Origin of the sequence: Nocardioides sp. (assembly GCF_025965415.1) — a bacterium.
GTDB lineage: Bacteria > Actinomycetota > Actinomycetes > Propionibacteriales > Nocardioidaceae > Nocardioides.
Genome location: NZ_JAOPWY010000069.1, coordinates 1 through 20,792 on the forward strand (window position 1 = coordinate 1; position 20,792 = coordinate 20,792).

At 71.6% G+C, this 20,792-nt stretch carries 20 protein-coding genes; 13 read left to right on the forward strand and 7 right to left on the reverse strand.

Going from position 1 to position 20,792, the window contains the following annotated elements:
* Both JWN97_RS07545 and JWN97_RS07550 read left to right on the forward strand, forming a co-directional pair.
* On the forward strand, nucleotides 1–1,183 hold a 1,183-nt coding region (locus JWN97_RS07545; protein ID WP_297620825.1), incomplete at its 5' end, for a protealysin inhibitor emfourin.
* Nucleotides 1,184–1,248: 65 nt separating this feature from the next.
* The gene (locus tag JWN97_RS07550) at nucleotides 1,249–2,244 is read left to right on the forward strand and encodes a DNA topoisomerase IB (RefSeq protein ID WP_297620828.1); all 996 of its coding nucleotides are present in this window, start codon (nucleotides 1,249–1,251) and stop codon (nucleotides 2,242–2,244) included.
* 6 nt (nucleotides 2,245–2,250) lie between these two features.
* On the opposite strand, the gene serC is transcribed toward JWN97_RS07550, so the two are convergent.
* Nucleotides 2,251–3,372: a phosphoserine transaminase gene (gene serC, locus JWN97_RS07555; protein WP_297620831.1), complete on the reverse strand. Its 1,122-nt coding sequence runs from the start codon at nucleotides 3,370–3,372 to the stop codon at nucleotides 2,251–2,253.
* A 101-nt stretch (nucleotides 3,373–3,473) separates the two neighbouring features.
* Here serC and JWN97_RS07560 point away from each other — a divergent pair, with 101 nt between their 5' ends.
* From JWN97_RS07560 to JWN97_RS07575, 4 genes are all read left to right on the forward strand, one after another.
* Nucleotides 3,474–3,866: a zinc ribbon domain-containing protein gene (locus tag JWN97_RS07560; protein WP_297620835.1), complete on the forward strand. Its 393-nt coding sequence runs from the start codon at nucleotides 3,474–3,476 to the stop codon at nucleotides 3,864–3,866.
* A complete protein-coding gene (locus tag JWN97_RS07565) occupies nucleotides 3,859–4,371 on the forward strand; it encodes a GNAT family N-acetyltransferase (protein ID WP_297620838.1) in 513 nt (170 codons plus the stop codon). Before JWN97_RS07560 ends, JWN97_RS07565 begins: the two co-directional genes overlap by 8 nt.
* Nucleotides 4,372–4,380: 9 nt before the next feature.
* Nucleotides 4,381–4,749 (forward strand): DCC1-like thiol-disulfide oxidoreductase family protein, encoded by a 369-nt coding sequence (locus JWN97_RS07570; RefSeq protein WP_297620841.1) that lies wholly within the window; start codon nucleotides 4,381–4,383, stop codon nucleotides 4,747–4,749.
* A 124-nt stretch (nucleotides 4,750–4,873) separates the two neighbouring features.
* A complete protein-coding gene (locus JWN97_RS07575) occupies nucleotides 4,874–5,494 on the forward strand; it encodes a hypothetical protein (protein WP_297620844.1) in 621 nt (206 codons plus the stop codon).
* 3 nt (nucleotides 5,495–5,497) lie between these two features.
* Here the strand turns inward: JWN97_RS07575 and JWN97_RS07580 are convergent, their stop codons facing one another.
* Nucleotides 5,498–6,604, reverse strand: coding sequence for a citrate synthase 2 (locus JWN97_RS07580; RefSeq protein ID WP_297620846.1), 1,107 nt, complete (start codon nucleotides 6,602–6,604; stop codon nucleotides 5,498–5,500).
* A gap of 100 nt (nucleotides 6,605–6,704) precedes the next feature.
* Here JWN97_RS07580 and pdxH point away from each other — a divergent pair, with 100 nt between their 5' ends.
* The 6 genes from pdxH (at nucleotide 6,705) to JWN97_RS07610 (ending at nucleotide 14,472) form a co-directional block, all read left to right on the forward strand.
* Entirely contained in the window at nucleotides 6,705–7,352 is a 648-nt protein-coding gene (gene pdxH, locus JWN97_RS07585; protein ID WP_297620848.1) for a pyridoxamine 5'-phosphate oxidase, read from the forward strand.
* 115 nt (nucleotides 7,353–7,467) lie between these two features.
* Nucleotides 7,468–8,040 (forward strand): TetR/AcrR family transcriptional regulator, encoded by a 573-nt coding sequence (locus JWN97_RS07590; protein ID WP_297620851.1) that lies wholly within the window; start codon nucleotides 7,468–7,470, stop codon nucleotides 8,038–8,040.
* A complete protein-coding gene (locus tag JWN97_RS07595) occupies nucleotides 8,040–9,773 on the forward strand; it encodes an ABC transporter ATP-binding protein (protein ID WP_297620854.1) in 1,734 nt (577 codons plus the stop codon). Before JWN97_RS07590 ends, JWN97_RS07595 begins: the two co-directional genes overlap by 1 nt.
* Before the next feature lie 152 nt (nucleotides 9,774–9,925).
* Nucleotides 9,926–11,830 carry an ABC transporter ATP-binding protein gene (locus JWN97_RS07600; protein ID WP_297620930.1) on the forward strand — a complete coding sequence of 635 codons (1,905 nt, stop codon included), beginning with the start codon at nucleotides 9,926–9,928 and terminating at the stop codon, nucleotides 11,828–11,830.
* A 567-nt stretch (nucleotides 11,831–12,397) separates the two neighbouring features.
* The gene (locus JWN97_RS07605; protein WP_363321263.1) at nucleotides 12,398–13,984 is read left to right on the forward strand and encodes an MDR family MFS transporter; all 1,587 of its coding nucleotides are present in this window, start codon (nucleotides 12,398–12,400) and stop codon (nucleotides 13,982–13,984) included.
* The gene (locus tag JWN97_RS07610) at nucleotides 13,981–14,472 is read left to right on the forward strand and encodes a MarR family transcriptional regulator (RefSeq protein ID WP_297620857.1); all 492 of its coding nucleotides are present in this window, start codon (nucleotides 13,981–13,983) and stop codon (nucleotides 14,470–14,472) included. Before JWN97_RS07605 ends, JWN97_RS07610 begins: the two co-directional genes overlap by 4 nt.
* 101 nt (nucleotides 14,473–14,573) lie before the next feature.
* Here JWN97_RS07610 and JWN97_RS07615 read toward each other — a convergent pair whose 3' ends face one another.
* Together JWN97_RS07615 and JWN97_RS07620 are read right to left on the reverse strand one after the other, a co-directional pair.
* On the reverse strand, nucleotides 14,574–16,169 hold the full coding sequence (locus JWN97_RS07615; RefSeq protein WP_297620860.1) for a glycoside hydrolase family 13 protein: 1,596 nt from the start codon (nucleotides 16,167–16,169) through the stop codon (nucleotides 14,574–14,576).
* Between the two features lie 25 nt (nucleotides 16,170–16,194).
* Complete coding sequence (locus JWN97_RS07620) at nucleotides 16,195–16,989, reverse strand: hypothetical protein (RefSeq protein ID WP_297620863.1); 795 nt, start codon at nucleotides 16,987–16,989, stop codon at nucleotides 16,195–16,197.
* A gap of 63 nt (nucleotides 16,990–17,052) precedes the next feature.
* Here JWN97_RS07620 and JWN97_RS07625 point away from each other — a divergent pair, with 63 nt between their 5' ends.
* Nucleotides 17,053–17,733 carry a metal-dependent transcriptional regulator gene (locus JWN97_RS07625; protein WP_297620866.1) on the forward strand — a complete coding sequence of 227 codons (681 nt, stop codon included), beginning with the start codon at nucleotides 17,053–17,055 and terminating at the stop codon, nucleotides 17,731–17,733.
* Between the two features lie 3 nt (nucleotides 17,734–17,736).
* Here the strand turns inward: JWN97_RS07625 and JWN97_RS07630 are convergent, their stop codons facing one another.
* From JWN97_RS07630 to JWN97_RS07640, 3 genes are all read right to left on the reverse strand, one after another.
* Nucleotides 17,737–18,552 (reverse strand): Sir2 family NAD-dependent protein deacetylase, encoded by an 816-nt coding sequence (locus JWN97_RS07630; RefSeq protein WP_297620869.1) that lies wholly within the window; start codon nucleotides 18,550–18,552, stop codon nucleotides 17,737–17,739.
* Complete coding sequence (locus JWN97_RS07635) at nucleotides 18,549–18,818, reverse strand: DUF2277 domain-containing protein (RefSeq protein ID WP_209951038.1); 270 nt, start codon at nucleotides 18,816–18,818, stop codon at nucleotides 18,549–18,551. The genes JWN97_RS07630 and JWN97_RS07635 overlap by 4 nt, the downstream gene beginning before the upstream one ends.
* 99 nt (nucleotides 18,819–18,917) lie before the next feature.
* Nucleotides 18,918–20,780: a beta-propeller domain-containing protein gene (locus tag JWN97_RS07640; protein ID WP_297620877.1), complete on the reverse strand. Its 1,863-nt coding sequence runs from the start codon at nucleotides 20,778–20,780 to the stop codon at nucleotides 18,918–18,920.
* Between the last annotated feature and the right edge of the window lie 12 nt (nucleotides 20,781–20,792).

Genomic DNA, 20,792 nt, shown 5'->3' on the forward strand with positions numbered 1-20,792 from the left:
TCCTGCGGCGGCCGCCGGTGTCGCGGCCTGGACCGTGCACGACGCCGGCTCGACCACGAGCCTCCCCGGCGCCCCGGTCCGCTCGGCCGGCGACCCCCCGTCCGGCGACGTCGCGGTCGACGAGGCGGGCGCGGGGATCGAGGCCACGCTCGCGATGTTCGCCGAGGTCCTCCATCGCGACTCCCACGACGACGCCGGGGCCCCGGTCAGCCTGACCGTCCACTACGGGTCGGCCTACAACAACGCCTTCTGGGACGGCACCCAGCTCGTCTTCGGCGACGGAGACGGCCGGGTCTTCGAGCGCTTCACCAAGCCGGTCGACGTGCTGGCCCACGAGTTCTCCCACGCCGTCGTCGAGCACTCCGCCGCGCTCGTCTACCGCGACCAGTCGGGCGCGCTCAACGAGTCGGTCGCCGACGTCTTCGCCTCCTGCCTCAAGCAGCGGCTGCTCGGCCAGGAGGCGGGCGAGGGCGACTGGCTCATCGGGGAGGGCATCTTCACGCCGTCCGTCCGGGCGAGGGCGCTGCGCGACATGGCCGCCCCGGGGACGGCGTACGACGACCCCGAGCTCGGCGCCGACCCGCAGGTGGGCCACATGGACGACTACGTCGAGACCACGGCCGACAACGGTGGGGTCCACCTCAACTCTGGGATCCCCAACAAGGCCTTCCAGCTCGCCGCGGTGGCCGTCGGCGGAGTGGCGATCGAGGGCGCCGGCCGGATCTGGTACGACGCCCTCGTCGGGGGAGACGTCACCGCTGATGCCGACTTCGCGGCCTTCGCCGCCGCGACGGTTGCCGCCGCGGGGGAGCACGCCGACGTCGTGCGCGACGCCTGGGTGCAGGTCGGCGTCGAGCCGGCCACCGCCACGGGCGCGCCCGTGCCGGAGGCGGGCACGGCCGTGCGGCTGCGGGTCGAGCGCAGCGGGGGCTTCATCGGGCGCACGGAGTCGGCCGAGGTCGACCTCGACGACCCCGAGCAGCCCGACCTGCGCGGCCTGGTCGCCGACGCCGGGCTGTCGTCGGTCGATGCCGCCGCCGACGCGACGCCGCACCCCGACATGTACATCTACACGTTCACCGTCGAGGGCGCCGACCCCGTCCGCGTGCCCGAGCACCGGCTCACCGCCGGGCAGGCCGAGCTCGCCCGGCGCATCCTGCGACGCGGCTCGGGCGAGCCCTGAGCAGCGCGCGGTTCTCCTCCCTGCGGGTGTCCGCCGCGGGCGTCTCCCCGACGTAGGTTCGCCGCATGCCCCGACTGCGGCGAACGTTCCCCGACCAGCCGGGCTGGACCCGACGGCGCTCCGGCAAGGGGTTCACCTACCTCGACGAGCACGGCGAGCGCCTCGACGCCGAGCAGGTGCAGCGCTGCAAGGACCTGGTGATCCCGCCCGCGTGGCAGGACGTGTGGATCACTCCCCACCCCAACGGCCACCTGCAGGCCGTCGGCACCGACGACGCCGGGCGGCGGCAGTACCTCTACCACCCACAGTGGCGTGCGAGCCGGGACGCCGCGAAGTTCGACCGGATCCTCGTGTTCGGCAAGGCGCTGTCCAGGGCCCGCGAGCGGGTGCTCACCGACATGGGCACCGAGGGGATGACGCTCGAGCGCGCCTGCGCGGTCGCCGTACGGCTCCTCGACCTGGGCTACTTCCGGATCGGCAACGACGTCTACACCGACACCAACGGCTCCTTCGGCCTGACCACCCTGCGCAAGGAGCACGTCTCGCGGCACCCCCGGGGCCTGCGGTTCTGCTTCGTCGGCAAGTCCGGCGTCGAGCACTGCATCGACATCGACGACAAGGCGGCCATCGAGTCGCTCGACGTGATGCGCCGGCGGCGCGGCGGCGGTGACCAGCTGCTGGCCTGGAAGGACGGCCGCTCGTGGCGCGGTCTGGGGTCGGGCGAGGTCAACGACTACATCCGCGCCTGCACGGGCATCGAGGCCACGGCCAAGGACTTCCGCACCTGGCACGCCACCGTCATCGCGGCCGCGGCGCTCGCCGAGACCGACGAGCCGGGGGAGACCAAGGCGTCGCGCAAGCGCGCGGTCTCCAGCACGATGAAGGAGGTCTCGGAGTTCCTCGGCAACACCCCGACGCTGGCGCGCACGGCGTACGTCGACCCGCGGGTGGTCGAGGCCTACGAGCGGGGCCGGACGATCAAGGTGAAGGCGTCCTACGAGACCGCCGACGCCCGCCAGGCCGCGCTCGAGCGCGCGGTGCTCAAGCTCCTGGCGGGCTGAGCGGCCTCAGAGCCTCTCGACGACGTAGTCGATCGCGGTCGTCAGCTTCTCGACGTCCGACGGGTCGATCGCGGGGTACATCGCGATGCGCAGCTGGTTGCGGCCGAGCTTGCGGTAGGGCTCGGTGTCGACCACGCCGTTGGCCCGCAGGATCGCCGCGATCCGGGCCGCGTCGATGGAGTCGTCGAAGTCGATCGTGCCGATGACGAGCGAGCGGTCGGCGGGCTCGACGACGTACGGCGTGGTGTAGGCAGTCCGCTCGGCCCAGCCGTAGAGCGCGTCGGAGGAGGCGGTGGTCCGCTCGACCATCGCCGAGAGCCCACCCTGGCCGTTCATCCAGTCCAGCTGCTCGGCCATCAGGAAGAGCGTGGCCACCGACGGGGTGTTGTAGGTCTGGTTCTTCGAGGAGTTGTCGATCGCGGTCGGCAGGTCGAAGAACGGCGGGATGTAGCGCTCGCTCGCCGCGATCTCCTCGGCCCGGGCCAGGGCGCGCGGCGACATGAGGGCGATCCACAGGCCGCCGTCGGAGGCGAAGCACTTCTGCGGGGCGAAGTAGTAGGCGTCGACGTGGTGGAGGTCGACGGGCAGGCCGCCGGCGCCGGAGGTCGCGTCGACCAGCACCAGCGCGTCGTCGGCCACGTCCGCGGGACGTCGTACGGGCGCCATCACCGCGGTGGAGGTCTCGTTGTGCGCCCAGGCGTAGGCGTCCACGCCCTCCTCGGCGACCGCGTCGGGACGCGAGCCCGGGTCGCTCGAGATGACGGTGGGGTCGGCCAGCCACGGCGCCTTCTTCGCCGAGGTGGCGAACTTGGAGGAGAACTCGCCGAAGGCGAGGTGCTGGCTCTTCTCGCGGATCAGGCCGAAGCAGGCGATGTCCCAGAAGGCGGTCGCGCCGCCGTTGCCGAGGACGACCTCGTAGCCCTCGGGCAGGTCGAAGAGCGCGGCGATGCCCTCGCGGACCCGGCCGACGGTCTTCTTCACCGGGGCCTGGCGGTGGGAGGTGCCCATCAGCTGGTCGCCGGTCGCGGCGAGCGCGTCGAGGTGGCCGGTCTGGATCTTGGACGGACCCGCGCCGAAGCGGCCATCGGCCGGGAGGAGCTCGGCGGGGATCTTGAGGGCGTCAGTCATGGAGGAACCTCACGTGGAACGGGAACGGTGGTCCTGACGACGCTGTCAGCGGGCCCTATTGTGTCACCCGCGCGCGCACATCTCACGACGGGGGACACGGCATGAACACCGACGGGACGCCGGGGTTGCGGCGTCAGACCACGGTCCGCACCACCGCACGCGTGGCCGCCGTGGTCCTGCTCGTGGTGGGCGTCGTGCTCCTCGTCCGCGGGATCTCGGGCTTTGCCGCCGACGCGCAGTCCATGGCCATGGACGGCGGCTTCGGTCCGATCCTCAGCATCGGCGCCGGCAGCTTCTGCATCGTCTTCGGCCTCGCCGCGGCCCAGGTCGGTTGGCTGCGCGCGGGCACGTCGTACGTCGCGGGCGAGACGATGCCGGTGGTCAAGGACTCGCTCACCTACGTCACCGCCAGCGGCCCCTTCTGCCGCCAGTGCGGCACGCGCAACGACGGCGACGCGAGGTTCTGCGACGGATGCGGACAGTCGCTTGCCTGAGTCGACCGACCCGCGCATCGAGCGGGTCCCCATCACGCACCCGGACGCGCAGGCCCTGATCGAGGCCGTGCAGGCGGAGTACGTCGTGCGCTACGGCGGGCAGGACGAGTCGCCGATCGACCCGGCCGACTTCGAGGACCCGCTGGGCCAGTTCTTCGTCGCCTACCTCGACGACACCCCTGTGGCGACCGGCGCCTGGCGGCGCAGCTCCGTGCGGGCGCTCGGCGCCGAGGTCACCGCCGAGGTCAAGCGGATGTACGTCGTGCCGGCCGCGCAGCGCCGCGGCCTCGCCCGCCGCATGCTCGCCCACCTCGAGGCCACGGCCGGCGAGGCCGGGATCGAGGCGCTGGTGCTCGAGACGGGGATGAAGCAACCCGAGGCCATCGCGCTCTACACCGCGTCGGGCTACGAGCCGATCCCCGGCTTCGGCTACTACTGCGGGTCCGAGCTGAGCCGCTGCTTCGGTCGCCGCATCGACACGACCGGCTGGGGTCCCGCGACGTAGCCTTGCCCCGTGGACCGCGGACTGATGCTCAACGACGGCGACTGCGGCTTCTGCATGCGCACCGCTGCGCTCGTCCCCAGGCTCGGGGTGGACATCGACCGCACCACCCTCCAGTCGGTCGATCTCGCCGCGCTCGGCGTCGACGCGGAGCGCGCCGTCGTGGAGATGCCCTACGTCCACCCGGACGGTCGCGTCGACTACGGCCACCGCGCCTTCGCCGCGATCCTCCGCACCGGGCCGCTGCCGTGGCGCCTCGCGGGTCGCGCGATGACGGCGCCCGGCGTCGACGCGGTCGCGCGCCGCGCCTACCACTGGGTCGCGGCCAACCGGTCGCGGCTCCCGGGCGGCACCCCCGCCTGCTCCCTCGACGCTCCCTGACGACCCCCGGAGCCCGCGCAGCGAACTACAGCGATGGTGTTCGCGCGATCCGCGGACGGCGACTCCTGGGGCCCCCTACGGTCACTGAGCCACATGTGATCTGAGGGAAGGGTGGGGCGTCGCCATGCGAGCGTTCGGACGTGTCGTCGCGCTGGGCTCGGTGCTCCTCGCCTGCCTGCTCGGTGGCGCGGGGGCGGCCTCGGCCGACGACCTGCGCGGCACCGTCACCTCGTCCGCGCCCTACCTGATGCCGGTCGAGCCCTACGCCGGCTACCAGCCGCAGCAGACCTGCAGGCAGAAGCCGAAGGCCGGTGTCCTGGTGCTGGCCGACTGGCTCGTCGCGCGCGGTGGCGGCTACGGTCCGATCAGCCGGCCGTGTGCTGGGTCGAGCACCAGCGAGCACAAGGAGTCACGCGCCTTCGACTGGCTCCTCGACGCGCGCAGCGACACCGACAAGGCGCTCGCCGCGGCGCTCCTCGACGAGATCCTCGCCCCCGACGACCTGGGCGAGCCCCACGCGCTGGCCCGCCGCATGGGCATCATGTACGTCATCTGGAACGACACGATGTACGCGTCGTACGACGGGTTCGTCGCCAAGCGCTACCTCAGCTCGGGCTGCCGCACCAAGCGCGCCTGCTCGCCGACGCTGCGACACCGCGACCACATGCACATCTCGTTGACCCGCCAGGGCGCGCGCGGCGCGACGTCCTGGTACGTCGCCCAGCCGACGCCCGTCACCGGCTGAGGCTCAGGCGCCCCAGGCCTCGTTCCAACCCTCGACGTCGCTGGCCGGGCGCGTGCTCGGGCCGGCGTAGACGGCCGACGGCCGGATCAGCCGGCCGGTGGTCTTCTGCTCGAGGATGTGTGCCGACCAGCCGCCCGTGCGGGCGCAGGTGAACATCGAGGTGAACATCGGCGCCGGCACCTCGGCGAAGTCGAGGACGATCGCGGCCCAGAACTCGACGTTGGTCTCCAGCACGCGGTCGGGACGGCGTTCCTTGAGCTCGGCCAGCGCGGCCTTCTCCAGCGCCTCCGCCACCTCGTAGCGGGGTGCGTCGAGCTCCTTGGCGGTGCGGCGCAGCACGCGGGCCCGGGGGTCCTCGGCACGGTAGACGCGGTGGCCGAAGCCCATCAGGCGCTCGCCGCTGTCGAGCAGCTCCTTGACGTACGACGCGGCGTCGCCGTCGCGCCTCTCGACCTCCTCGATCATGCCGAGCACGCGCGACGGGGCGCCGCCGTGCAGGGGACCGGACATCGCGCCGATCGCCCCGGAGAAGGCGGCCGCGACGTCGGCGCCGGTGGACGTGATGACGCGCGCTGTGAAGGTGGAGGCGTTCATCCCGTGCTCGGCGGCACTCGACCAGTAGGCGTCGATGGCGTGGGCGTGCTGCGGGTTGGCCTCGCCGTGCCAGCGGATCAGGAACCTCTCGGCGAGCGTCTTCCCCTGGTCGACCTCGGCCTGGGGGACGACCGGCTTGCCGAGTCCGCGCGCGGACTGGGCGGCGTACGACAGCACCATGACCGCGACGCGGGAGAGGTCGAGGCGCGCCTGCTCGTCGGAGATGTCGTAGGTCTGGCCCATGCCGAGCATCGGCGCGAGCATGGCGACGCTGGCCTGCACGTCGGCGCGCACGTCGCCGGTGTGGATGGCGATGTTGTAGGGCTCCGCGGGAGGCAGACCGGGGGTGTAGGAGCCGTCGACCAGGAGGCCCCAGACGTTCTCGAAGGGCACGCGACCGACGAGGTCCTCGATGTCGACACCGCGGTAGCGCAGCGCCGAACCCTCCTTGTCGGGCTCGGCGATCTGCGTCTCGAACGCGACGACACCCTCGAGGCCGTGGTGGATCTCGGTCATGAGTCACTCCTTCGTGCGCGGATGTCCCGGGGAACCGTCACGAGACGGCTCATTGTGCACCCTGGCCGGGAGGGGGGGCGGCGGGGTTACCCTCGGCGCCATGGAGCTGTCGGGACTGCGCGAGGAGTACGGCCGCGGGGGACTCGACCTCCCGGACCTGTCCGACGACCCGATCACGATGTTCGAGAGCTGGCTCGCCCAGACGGTCGATGCCGGCGTCCACGAGCCCAACGCGATGGTGCTCGCGACCGCAACGCCGGACGGCCGTCCGTCGAGCCGGATGGTCCTGCTGAAGGGCGTCGGGGCGGACGGCTTCGTCTTCTTCACCAACCACGGCTCGCGCAAGGGCGACGAGCTCGCGGCCAACCCCCGGTGTGCGCTGCTCTTCCCGTGGCACCCCCTCGAGCGCCAGGTGCGCGTCGAGGGCGTCGCCGAGGTGCTCGACGCGGCGCGGGTGGAGGCCTACTTCCACTCCCGCCCGCGCGGCGCCCAGCTGGGGGCGTGGGCGTCCGACCAGTCGCGACGGGTGGGCTCGCGCGCGGCGCTCGCGGCGTCGTACGCCGCCGTCGAGGAGCGCTTCGGCCGCGAGGACCGTGACGGCGAGGTGCCGGTGCCGCCGCACTGGGGCGGCTACCTCGTGGTGCCGGAGGTCCTGGAGTTCTGGCAGGGCCGGCCGAGCCGGATGCACGACCGGCTGGTCTACCGGCGCGAGGGCGCGGGCTGGGTCGTGGAGCGGCTCGCGCCGTAGGGCAGCCCGAGGACGAGCAGGGTCGCGACGACCTGGGGCCCCCGCCTCGCGGGCACGGGAGCACGGTAGTGAAAAGAGGGTTGTGAGTGAGTGCTCACTCACTTACACTCGCCGGGTGCCCCGCGCCCGCCCCATGACACCCGACGACCGCCGCCAGGCGCTGGTCGAGGCGACCATCCCGCTGCTCCACGAGCACGGCCGGTCGGTCACGACCAAGCAGATCGCCGACGCCGCGGGCGTGGCGGAAGGCACGATCTTCCGCGTCTTCGACTCCAAGGACGACCTGGTCACCGCGGCGGTCGAGCAGGCCCTCGACATGGAGCCGTTCTTCGCCGACCTCGAGTCGATCGACCTCGACCAGGACCTCCGGGCGCGGCTGATCGACCTCTGCACCCACCTGCAGGACCGCTTCCGCGGGATCTTCCTGCTGATGACCGCGATGGGCATGGTCGGTCCCCCCAAGGCACACCGCCACATCGAGGACGGTCGCCGCCGCGCCGAGAAGGTCATGGTCGCCGTGGTCGAGGCCGACTCCGACCGGCTGACCTGCACCCCGGTCCAGCTCGTCCACATGCTCCGGATGCTCACCTTCTCCGGAACCCATCCCCACATCAGCGACGGGCACATCCTCACGCCCGTCGAGATCGTCGGAACGCTCCTCGACGGCGTGCTGAAGAAGGATTCGTGATGCTGCTCCGACTCGTCCGCACCTACCTCAGGCCGTACGCCGCCCCGCTGGGCGCGGTGGTGGCACTGCAGTTCGTCGGCACCATGGCAGCGCTCTACCTGCCCAGCCTCAACGCCGACATCATCGACAAGGGCGTGGTCACCGGCGACACCGGCTACATCGTGCGCCACGGCGGCCTGATGCTCGCCGTCTCACTGGTGCAGATCATCTGCTCCGTCATCGCGGTGTGGTTCTCGGCCCGCAACGCGATGGGCTTCGGGCGCGACCTGCGCGCCGCGATCTTCCACCGCGTCGGGGCCTTCTCCGCCCGCGAGGTGCAGCACTTCGGCGCGCCCTCGCTGATCACGCGCGAGACCAACGACGTGCAGCAGGTGCAGATGCTGGTGCTGATGGCCGGCACGCTGCTGGTGTCGGCGCCGATCATGATGGTCGGCGGCATCATCATGGCGGCGCGCGAGGACGTCGGCCTGTCGTGGCTGGTGCTGGCCGTGGTGCCGGTGCTGGGCCTGTCGATCGGCCTGATCGTGCGCCAGATGGTGCCCAACTTCCGTCTCATGCAGGAGCGGATCGACGAGGTCAACCGGCTGCTGCGCGAGCAGATCACGGGCGTGCGCGTGGTGCGTGCCTTCGTGCGGGAGGAGCACGAGACCGAGCGCTTCCGCGGCGCCAACGAGCAGCTCACCGACGTCGCCATCCGGGCCGGCCGGTGGCAGGCCGCGATGTTCCCGACGGTGATGATCGTCGCCAACGTGGCGACCGTCGGCGTGCTGTGGTTCGGCGGGCACCGGGTCGAGGACGGTCACATGCAGGTCGGGGCCCTGACGGCGTACATCTCCTACCTGATGCAGATCGTCATGTCGGTGATGATGGCGATGTTCATGCTGATGATGGTGCCCCGCGCCGCGGTCTGTGCCGACCGGATCACCGAGGTGCTCGGCACCGAGTCCTCCGTGGTGCCCTCGACCGACCCGGTCACCGACCTGCCCGAGCGGCTGACGCTCGAGCTCGACGCCGTCACCTTCGCCTATCCCGGGGCCGACGAGCCGGTGCTGCGCGAGGTCAGATTGCGGGCCGCTCCGGGGGAGACGGTGGCCATCGTCGGCTCGACGGGCGCGGGCAAGTCGACCCTGGTCAACCTCGTGCCGCGCCTCTTCGACGCCACGGGCGGCACCGTGCGCGTCGGCGGGATCGACGTGCGCGACCTCGAGCCGGAGACCCTGTGGTCCCGCCTGGGGCTGGTGCCGCAGAAGGCCTTCCTCTTCCGCGGGACCGTCGCCGACAACCTGCGCTACGGCAAGCCCGACGCCACCGAGGACGAGATGTGGACGGCCCTCGAGATCGCCCAGGCCAAGGACTTCGTGGAGGCGATGCCCGACCGTCTTCAGGCCGAGATCGCCCAGGGCGGCTCCAGCCTGAGCGGCGGGCAGCGCCAGCGGATGGCGATCGCCCGCGCGATCATCCGCCAGCCCGACATCTACCTCTTCGACGACTCCTTCTCCGCCCTCGACCTCACCACCGACGCACGCCTGCGGGCCGCGCTGAGGCCGGTGACCCGCGACGCGACGGTGGTGATCGTGGCGCAACGCGTCGCGACCATCCGGCACGCCGACCGGATCGTGGTGATGGAGGACGGCGCCGTCGTCGGCACCGGCACCCACGACGAGCTGCTCGAGGACTGCGCGACCTACCGCGAGATCGTCGAGTCCCAGCTGACCGCGGAGGAAGTGGCATGAACCTCACCCCACGACGTTCGTCTCCTCCGCTGCGCTCCCCCGAACAACGCCGCGGGGACCCCGAGTCCTCGGGAGGTCCTGCTGCCACCCCCGGCACGCTGAAGGAGACCGAGCGGGTCCAGTCCGGACCCGGCGGGCCCGGTCGCGGCCCGATGGGCGGCGGCATGATCGGCCAGAAGGCCGACACCTTCTGGCCCTCGCTCAGGCGGCTGCTCGCGCGGCTGCGCCCCGAGCGCCACAAGGCGTACGCCGTCGTCGCGCTGACCGTGGTCAGCGTGATCGCCACCGCCGTCGGGCCCAAGATCCTGGGCCGCGCCACCGACCTGATCTTCGCCGGCCTGATCGGCAAGGACGTGCTCGGCTCGGGGGCCACGCAGGAGCAGGCGATCGAGGCGCTGCGCGCGCAGGGCGAGACCCGGCAGGCCGACATGCTCGAGTCGATGAAGCTCACCGACGGGGTCGACTTCTCCGCGGTCTCCGAGGTCCTGATGCTGGTCCTCGCGATCTACGTCGCGGCGTCGCTGCTGGCGTGGCTCGGCGGCTACCTGCTCAACGACGTCGTCCAGGGCACCGTGCTGCGGATGCGCTCCGAGGTGGAGGACAAGGTCCACCGGCTGCCCCTGGGCTACTTCGACAAGCAGCCTCGTGGCGAGCTCCTGAGCCGCGTCACCAACGACATCGACAACATCAGCCAGACGCTCCAGCAGACCATGAGCCAGATGCTCACCTCGCTGCTCACGGTCTTCGCGGTGCTCGGGATGATGTTCTGGATCTCCCCGTTGCTGGCGCTGGTCGCGCTGGTGTCCGTGCCGATCTCGATGTTCGTCACCGGCGCGGTGATGAAGCGCTCGCAGGGGATGTTCATCCAACAGTGGCGTCGCACCGGCACGCTCAACGCCCACATCGAGGAGACCTTCTCCGGCCACTCGATCGTCAAGGTCTTCGGTCGCCAGGGCGAGTCCGAGCGGGTGTTCGCCGAGCAGAACGACGAGCTCTACGAGGCGTCGTACGGCGCCCAGTTCGTCAGCGGGCTGATCATGCCGATCATGATGTTCGTCGGGAACCTCAACTACGTCGTCATCGCGGTGCTCGGCGGGCTCCGGGTCGCCAGCGGCACGATGTCGCTCGGTGACGTGCAGGCCTTCATCCAGTACTCCCGCCAGTTCACCCAGCCGCTGACGCAGGTCGCCTCGATGCTGAACCTCCTGCAGTCCGGCGTCGCGTCGGCGGAGCGGGTCTTCGAGCTGCTCGACGCCGAGGAGGAGGTCGAGGAGGAGAACGGTCGCTCCGCCGCCGCGGCGGACGCGCACGGCGAGGTGCGCTTCGAGGACGTGTCCTTCTCCTACGACCCCGAGCGGCCGCTGATCCAGGGCCTCTCGCTGGTGGCGCAGCCGGGCAGCACGGTCGCGATCGTCGGCCCGACCGGCGCCGGCAAGACCACCATGGTCAACCTGGTGATGCGCTTCTACGACCCGCAGGCGGGGCGGATCCTCATCGACGACGTCGACATCGCCTCGATCCCGCGCGGCGTGCTGCGCAGCCGGATCGGGATGGTGCTGCAGGACACCTGGCTCTTCGCCGGGACCATCCGCGACAACATCGCCTACGGCCGGCCCGACGCGAGCGAGGAACAGATCCTCGACGCGGCGCGCGCGACCTTCGTGGACCGCTTCGTGCACTCCCTGCCCGACGGCTACGACACGGTCATCGACGAGGACGGCTCCAACCTGTCGGCCGGTGAGCGCCAGCTGGTGACCATCGCCCGCGCGTTCCTGTCCGACCCGGCGCTGCTCATCCTCGACGAGGCGACGTCGTCGGTCGACACGCGCACGGAGCTGCTGCTGCAGCAGGCGATGGCGGCGCTGCGCTCGGACCGGACGTCGTTCGTGATCGCGCACCGCCTCTCCACGATCCGCGACGCCGACCTGATCCTGGTGATGGAGGACGGCTCGATCGTCGAGCAGGGCTCGCACGAGCAGCTGCTGGCGGTCGACGGGGCGTACGCCAGGCTCTACCGCTCGCAGTTCGAGTCCCCGGTCGAGGAGCCCGTGGGCTGAGACGGCCGCGGTTAACCCATTGAGCGACCCCGGGCGCCGACGTACGGTGGTCGCACACAGAAGGGAGGTGATCCGGAGAATGAGTTCTTTTCGGATGAGTGAGGTGGCTGCCCGCTAGGCAGCCCGGCTACGCCGACAGCTGCCGGCGAAACCACAGCAGTCACCCGACCCGCAGGCTCCCGGTGTCATCCCCCGGGGCCCCTCTCCGAGGGGCAGCAGGCCTGCGGGTCGCTGCATTTCCCGGCCCTCCCGACCGTCTCGTCCCGACGCCGACCGCGGGTCGCCGAGCGGCGGCGCGGAGCGCGACACGCCCGGACTGCGCCGTGAGTCTCCGGGCGACTCAAGGCCACGTGCGGGGACATCCGGGTCGCGACACGCCCGGGATACGCCTTGAGTCTCTGAGCGACTCAACCGCAAGTGTCCGGCGGGTCCGCGCTCCGACAGCAGCGGAGCGCACCACGGGATGTGGCCCAGGTCTCGTCGCCCTCGGGTTGGCGTGTGCCGTCGCCGGGGATATGGTTGTGGTCAACAACTATTGCGGAACGCAACCACGATCGAAGGAACGCAGTGACCCAGGCTCCCGCCATCCCCGCCGAGCAGAGCGGCCAGATGACCCACCGCGAGGTGCTCGAAGCCCTCAGCGGTCTCCTCCTCGCGATGTTCGTCGCGATGCTCTCGAGCACGATCGTCAGCAACGCGCTGCCGACCATCGTCGACGACCTCGAGGGAAGCCAGACCGGCTACACCTGGGTCGTCGTGGCCACGATGCTCGCGATGACCGCCACCACCCCGATCTGGGGCAAGTTCGCCGACCTCTTCGACAAGAAGCTGCTCGTGCAGACGGCCCTGGTGATCTTCTCCATCGGCTCCCTCATCGCCGGCTTCGCGCCCTCGATGGAGGTGCTGATCGGCGCCCGCGTGGTGCAGGGCCTCGGCGTCGGCGGCCTGACCGCGCTCGTGCAGGTCGTCATCGCGACGATGGTCTCGCCCCGTGAGCGCGGTCGCTACAGCGGCTACATCGGTGCGGTCTTCGCGCTCGCGACCGTCAGCGGCCCGCTCGTCGGTGGCGTCCTCGTCGACACCGTCGGCTGGCGCTGGTGCTTCTTCGCCGGTCTCCCGGTCGCCGCCCTCGCGTTCGTCGTCCTCCAGAAGACGCTCCGCCTGCCCGTCGTCAAGCGCGAGGTCTCCATCGACTACCTCGGCGCCTTCCTGCTGGTCGGCGGTGTGTCGATCCTGCTGATCTGGGTCTCGCTCGGCGGCCAGAACTTCGAGTGGATCTCCTGGACGAGCGCCCTGCTGGTCGTCGGCGCCGTCGCCGTCATCGGCGCGGCCGTCCACGTCGAGGCCAACGTCGCCAAGGACCCGGTCATCCCGCTGCGCCTCTTCCGCGACCGCACCCTGACGCTCGCCACCGTGGCCTCCGTGCTGATCGGTGTCGCGATGTTCGGCTCGACGGTCTACCTCAGCCTCTACTTCCAGCGCGCCAAGGACATGAGCCCCACCGAGGCCGGCCTGATGTCGGTCTGCATGGTCGGCGGACTGCTCGTCTCCAGCATCGTCAGCGGCCGGATCATCAGCGCCACGGGCCTGTGGAAGCGCTGGCTCGTCGGCGGCATGGTCGCCGTCATCGCCGGCATCGCCCTGCTCTCGACCATCGACGCCGGCACCCCGCTGTGGCAGACCGGCATCTTCATGGCCGTCCTGGGCCTCGGCCTCGGCGCCACCATGCAGAACCTCGTGCTCGCCGTGCAGAACACCATCGCGCTCTCCGACATGGGTGCCGGCTCCTCGGTCGTCGCGTTCTTCCGCTCGCTCGGCGGCTCGGTCGGCATCGCCGCCCTGGGTGCCGTGCTGGCCCACCAGGTCGCCGACGCGGTCGAGAAGGGGCTGCGCGTCCTGCTGACCTCGCACCCCGAGCTCGCGTCCGAGGTCGGCCACGACACGGGCGGCATCCCCGACGTGTCCGGCATGCCGGCCCCGATCCGCGCGATCTTCGAGAGCGCCTTCGGCGACGCGACCGGTCACATCTTCCTGGTGGCGCTCCCGTTCGCGCTCGGCGCGCTGATCGCCGTGCTCTTCATCAAGGAGGTGCCGCTGCGCACGTCCGTCAAGCGGGATGATGAGCTCATGGCAGAAGGATCCCTGGACGCATGAGCACCGCAGTGAGCAGCCCGGTGAGCACCCCAGCCGCCCCGGCGGTGAGCACGAGGAACGACGACCTCCGCCGCATCGAGTCGGAGGTCGGCACGCTGATCCGGCGCGTCAAGCGGGTGATGGGGGAGCGGGCCCGAGAGGTGCACCCCGACCTCCACCCGATGACGTACTTCATCCTGGCCCACCTGGCCACCCACGGCCCGATGCGTGGTGCCGACCTCTCCGACGCCTTCGGCATGGACAAGGGCGGCGTCAGCCGGCAGGTGCAGGCGCTCGTCGACCTCGGCCTCGTCGAGCGGCAGCCCGACCCCGAGGACCGGCGCGCCATCCTGCTCGACGCGACGGACGAGGGCCGCACGCGCCTCAAGGAGATGAGCCGCAGTCGCAGCGACCGCTTCGCCGAGCGGCTCAGCGGCTGGAGCGACGCCGAGCTGTCCGGCTTCGCGAGCCAGTTGGCGACGTACAACCTGGCTCTGTCCGACGACTGACGCAGGCGGTCTCCGTCCCGCCTGCGGGATAGTCCGCATCAAAAAGCTCCCCTGGCCACGTGCCAGAGGAGCTTTTTGACGCGGACTATCGGGCAGGGCCGTCAGCGCAGCCAGACCGCCGTGTCGGCCGGGAGCTTGCCGTCGACCGGGGCGCTGGCCAGCAGCAGCTCGCCCTCGGGCAGCTCGACGGGCGCGTCGCCGCAGTTGAGCACGACGGTCAGCGGCCCCCGGCGGAAGGCGAGGACGTCCGGTCCGGCGTCCACCATCTCGACCGTCTCGCCGGCGGTCCACGCGAAGTCGCGACGGACCCGCAGCGCCTCGCGGTAGAACGCCAGCGTGGAGTCCTCCTGCTCGGCCTGGGCCTCGACCGTCAGCGACGCCCAGTCGGCCGGCTGCGGGATCCACGGCTGCGACGCGCCCGGCCCGAAGTCGTACGGCGCCTCGGTGCCGCCCCAGGGGATCGGCACGCGGCAGCCGTCACGGCCGACCTCTCCGGTGCGCAGGTACGACGGGTCCTGACGGTCCTCGGGGGCGACGTCGACCTGCTCGAGGCCGAGCTCCTCGCCCTGGTAGAGGTAGCTAGAGCCGGGCAGCGCGAGCATCGTCAACGTGGCGGCGCGACCGCGGGCCAGGCCCCGCTCGCCGCCGCCGTAGCGGGTCACGTGGCGTACGACGTCGTGGTTGCTGAGCACCCACGTCGGCGAGGCGCCGACCGGCTCCACCGCGGCGAGCGTGCTGGTGATGACCTCGGTGAAGGCCTCGGCGGACCAGTCGGCGAGGAGCCAGGCGAAGTTGAAGGCCTGGTCGAGCTCGTCGGGGCGGATGAAGGCGACCGTGGACTCGGGGGTCTGGGTCCAGGCCTCGGCGACGGCCATCCGGTCGGGACCGGCCTCGTCGAGGACGCGGTGCCAGGCGCGGTAGACCTCGTGCACCTCGGGCTGGTCCCACATCGGCTCGTCCTTGAGCTCGCGCGACACCATCGAGTGGTCGGTGTTGACCTGGCCCGAGACGGGTGCCTTGCCCTCCTCGACGACCTGGTCGCGCAGGCTGGCCTCCTTGAAGAGGCCGTGGGCCACGTCGACACGGAAGCCGTCGACGCCGCGGTCGAGCCAGAAGCGCAGCACGTCCTCGAACATCGCCGGGACCTCGGGGTTGCGCCAGTCGAGGTCGGGCTGGCTGGAGTCGAAGAGGTGGAGGTACCACTGGCCGTCCTCGACCTGTGTCCACGCCGGGCCGCCGAAGACGGAGCTCCAGTTGTTGGGCGGGCCGTCGGGGCTGTCGCGGAAGAGGTAGCGGGCGCGCTCGGGGCTGCCGGGGCCGGCGGCCAGCGCGGCCTGGAACCACTCGTGCTCGTCGGAGGTGTGGTTGGGGACCAGGTCGACGACCACGCGGAGGTCGAGCTCGTGGGCCCGGGCGACCAGCGCGTCCGCGTCGCTCAGCGAGCCGAACAGCGGGTCGACGTCGCGGTAGTCGGCGACGTCGTAGCCGTGGTCGTGCTGCGGCGAGGTGTAGAACGGCGTGATCCACAGCGCGTCGACGCCCAGCTCGGCCAGGTGCGGCAGCCGCGACGTGATGCCGGGGAGGTCGCCGATGCCGTCGCCGTCACTGTCGGCGAAGCTGCGCACGTAGACCTGGTAGACGACGGCGTGCCGCCACCAGTCGGTTTTTGGATCGTTAAAACTGGTCATGCGGACCATCTTCTCAACATCCCCCACGGGGTGGTCAACTCCGTGCGAGGGGTGTCCGGCCACCGAACAGCTCAGGGTCGACGGCGATCCAGGTGTGCTCTGCGGTCGCGACCACGCGACCGTCGCCGTCGTACAGGGTCGAGGCGGTGGAGGTCTTGCGCCCCTCCTGCCCGCGACCCTCCCCGACGACCACGTGGGGCTCTCCGATCACCGGGAGGTCGTCGATGCGGGCGGTCATCCGGCCGAGCACCATCAGCCGCTCGGCGAGGTCGCCCGCCCAGCCGCCGATGCAGTCCAGGGCGGCCCACGTCGCGGCCACCGACGCCCGCGGGTGCTCGTCGACGTACACGTGCCAGTCCTCGTGGAGGCTGGGGTGCGGCGTCCAGGTCGCGGCCACCCGGTCGCCGTCCGGCCCGGCGCCGGTCCGCCCCGGGAAGATCCGCAGCCCGTCGCCCTCCTCGCGCGCCGTGCCACAGGCGAAGCAGGTGGGGAACGGGTGGAAGTCGAGTCCCGGGTACGACGCCTCGGCGGCGGCGGCGACGTCGGGCGCGACGGGGTCGACCTCGACGAGGTCGCGCTCGGCCCGCCGCGCGGTGGCGATCGTCACCCCGCCGACGGCTGCGGTCAGCACGCCGTCCGCCTCGGTCACGTGGAGCACGGTGTCGAGGGGCGGGGGCCGGCGCAGCGAGACCTCGATCGCAGGCCAGCTGTCGCACCGGTTGTCGGGGGAGTCGGCGTCGTCGAGCGCGGCCAGGGCACCGGCCGTCCAGCCGCCGTTGCCGGTGTCGGGAGGGCCGCAGAAGCGTCGCGGCACGATCAGTTCGCTCACCATTGCCACTGTGCCACGGGTCGCGGGGAGGCGGCAGTTGCCGGATGGGACACAATGACCTGCGTGAGTGACCTGATCGACACCACCGAGATGTACCTCCGCACGATCTACGAGCTCGTGGAGGAGGACATCGTCCCGTTGCGCGCCCGCATCGCCGAGCGGCTCCACCAGTCCGGCCCGACGGTGTCGCAGACCGTGGCCCGGATGGAACGCGACGGACTGCTGACCGTGCAGGGCGACCGCCACCTCGAGCTCACCGAGGAGGGCCAGCGCCTCGCCACCCGCGTGATGCGCAAGCACCGCCTCGCCGAGCGGCTGCTCACCGACGTCATCGGCCTGGACTGGGAGCTCGTCCACGCCGAGGCCTGCCGGTGGGAGCACGTGATGTCGGAGACCGTCGAGCGGCGGCTCCTCGAGCTGCTCGACCACCCCACGGAGTCGCCGTACGGCAACCCGATCCCCGGCCTCGACGAGCTCGGCGACGTGAGCGGCGAGGACTTCATGGACAACGTCGAGCCCCTCTCGGCGGCCGCGGAGCCGCAGGACCAGATGGTCCACGTGAAGCGGATCTCCGAGGAGATGCAGAAGGACGAGGAGCTGATGGGCCTGCTGCGCCGCGTCGGCGCCCTGCCCGGCAAGACCGTCACCATCGCCCGCACCGAGGAGGGCATCCTCATCGGGTCCGGCGGCGAGACCGCCGAGCTGGTGGTCGAGGCGGCCGAGCACATCTTCGTGCGGCGCTGAGCCCTACGCCGACACCAGCGCGGTCAGGAACTCGCTGCACCCGACGTCGAGGGCGTACGTCGCCAGCGCGTCGCCGCGGGTCGTCCCACGGTTGACGATGACGATCGGCGTGCCGCCCGAGGCCGCCCGCTTCACGAACCGCAAGCCGCTCATCACGGTCAGCGAGGACCCGGCGACGAGCAGCGCACCGTCCGGTCCGAGGGCCTCGACCGCGGCGTAGCAGCGCGCCACCCGCTCGGCCGGGACGTTCTCGCCGAAGAACACCACGTCGGGCTTCAGCGGCCCGCCGCACGCGCAGGTCGGCACCACGAAGTCGTGGGTCTCGTCGAGGTCGACGTCGCCGTCGGGCCGGGCGCCCGCCGCCGCGTGCCGCTCGAGCCAGTCGGGGTTGAGGTCGTCGAGCACCCGCTCCAGCTCGGCGCGCGACGAGGTGGTGCGGCAGTCGAGGCAGATCACGTCCGCGACGCGCCCGTGCAGCGCCACCACCCGCCGCGAGCCGGCCGCCTCGTGCAGGCCGTCGACGTTCTGGGTGATGAGCAGCGCCGGGTCGAGGGCCGCGAGGGCGCGGTGCCCGTCGTTGGGCAGGGCTCGGCCCATCCGCTGCCAGCCGAGGTGGCTGCGCGCCCAGTAGCGCTGCTGCGCCTCGGGGCTCGCGACGAACTCCTGGTAGGTCATCGGTGCCCGCGCCGGTGACCCCGGCCCGCGGTAGTCCGGGATGCCCGAGTCGGTGGAGAGCCCGGCCCCGGTGAGCACGACCAGAGGGCGGGTGGCGAGCAGGTCGACGGCGGCCTCGACCTGCTCGGAGGGGGCCAGGATCACGTGCCGTACCGCAGCTGGGCGCGGGCGCGGGCCTTGTCGGCCTCGACCTCGCGGTTCTTCGGGGGAGCGGTCGTGACCAGGTCGTCGAGCAGGTGCTCGGTGATGTGGGCGATCTCCTTCACCGCGGCGTAGAAGACCTCCTCGTTGGCCTGCGACGGCTTGGTCGTGCCGGCCACCTTGCGGACGTACTGCAGGGCGGCGGCGGTGACCTCGTCCCGCGTGGCCGGCGGCTCGAAGTTGTTCAGCGGGCGGATGTTGCGGCACATGCCGTCAGATTACGTCGGTGGCCGTGGTTTCGACACGGCGCTGGCGCGCCTGCTCAACCGACGGCCGAACGTCCGCTGGTCGAGCGGCGAACGGACCGGTCACAGGGCGAAGAACGAGACGTCCTCGCCGGTCACGAGCGCGACCTGGCCCGACGCCAGCGGCACGAGTCGTACGTCGGCGACGTCGGTGCCGTGCTCGACCTCGACCATCCGGTTGGTCATCGAGCCGTCGTCGAGCGACAGCACCGAGACCCACCCCGTGGTGCCGGTCCAGCCCTGGGACACGACGGTCAGGGCCACCCGCTGCTCGGGCAGCCAGGTGAACTGCCGCGGGTCGAGCCCCGCGCCCGCCTGGCTCTGCTTCGGGTAGCGCACCACCGCGAGCTGCCGCGGGGCGGTGAGGTCGGTGACGTCGAAGAGCGCGGCCTGCGCGCCGCGCGTCATCCCCTGCGCGGAGGCGTCCTGGCCGACGCCGATCAGGCGGTGCTCGCCGAGCGGGTGAAGGTACTCGGAGAATCCCGGGATCTTCAGCTCGCCCATCAGCCGTGGGTCGGCGGGGTCGGTCAGGTCGATGGCGTAGAGCGGGTCGGTCTGGCGGAAGGTCACCACGATCGCGAGGTCGTCGAACCAGCGCACCGCCTTGATCTGCTCGTCGACGCCGAGGTCGTCGACGCGGCCGTCCTCGACCAGGTCGGAGCCGTCCTCGCGCAGGGTGAGCACCGAGTTGAAGTTGCCGGTCTCGCTGCTCGGTCCGACAGCCACCCGCAGCGATCCGCCGACGGCGTCCATCGACCAGCGGTCGGCGATCGTGCCCTCGACCTCGCCGGAGGCGACGTACGTCGCGTCCGCCCCGTCGAGCGCGAAGGCGTAGATCGGGGTGGTGCCGCTGTCGCCGACCGGGGCGAACCGGCAGTCCATGCAGTCGCCCCAGGACCCCCACTGCGGACCGCTGGCGGCGAGGTAGAACCGGTCGGTCGAGAAGTAGGACGTGTCGGAGTCGGTCGCGACCGCGGTGGCCGAGCGGGTCGTGGGCGAGGCCGGGTCGAAGGCGAGCACAGTGGTGGTGCCGAGCGCGACGTCGTCGTCGGGGACCGCGACGTCCTCGCAGTCGGCGACCGGCTCGCCGTCGACCGTCGGCAGCCAGTCGGACAGCGTGGTCTCGCGCACCAGCGCGCGGTTGCGCATCCGCGAGCGGATCTGGCCGAAGGTGCCGTCGGGGTAGGAGAAGTCGAGCTCGGGCAGGCCGTTCTGGAGCACGATCCGCACCACGTCGCCGTGCAGCCGGACGGCGGACGCGCGGCCCCGGATCGTGGTCGCGTCGGCGATGCTCGGCGAGGTCGGGTCGGAGAGGTCGACGGTGGTCACGGTGGTGGACAGGCCGTCGGACGACGAGCCCAGCACGACGGCGCGGCCGGCGACGAAGACCAGCTCACCGCCCGGGTCGCCGATCCAGTCGTTGCCGCGGGCGTCGTCCAGCCGGGTCGTGGACAGCAGGTCGGGCGCGTCGCCCGAGACGTCGTACGCCAGCAGCTCGCCGTCGCGCATCCGCAGCAGCAGCGAGCCGGAGACCTTGACGACGTCGGACTCGTCGACACCGAGCTCCTGGACGTTGGTGCCCGACTCGTTGCTGGTGTTGCGGGTCGTCTTCGCGATCGAGCGCTCGGCACCGGAGACGGCGCTCGGAGAGCTCGCCTCGGCATCGCCGCCCATCGAGTCGAAGGCGACGATCCCCGAACCCCAGCCATACGGGCCGACCTGATCGAGGGCCCGCTCGATGTAGGAGTCGAGCAGGTCTTCGCAGCTGCTCGGGGTGGTCAGGTCGGCGTTGGCGAGCGCGATCGGCGGGGCGGACGGCGGCACGTCGCGCGCGCCCTCGTCGTGGCCGAGGGCGTAGCCCACGCCGACCGCGGCGGCCAGGGTGGTGGCGGCTGCGAGGGTGGCGGTGATCCGGCGCGGGTCCATGGTCGTGGGACG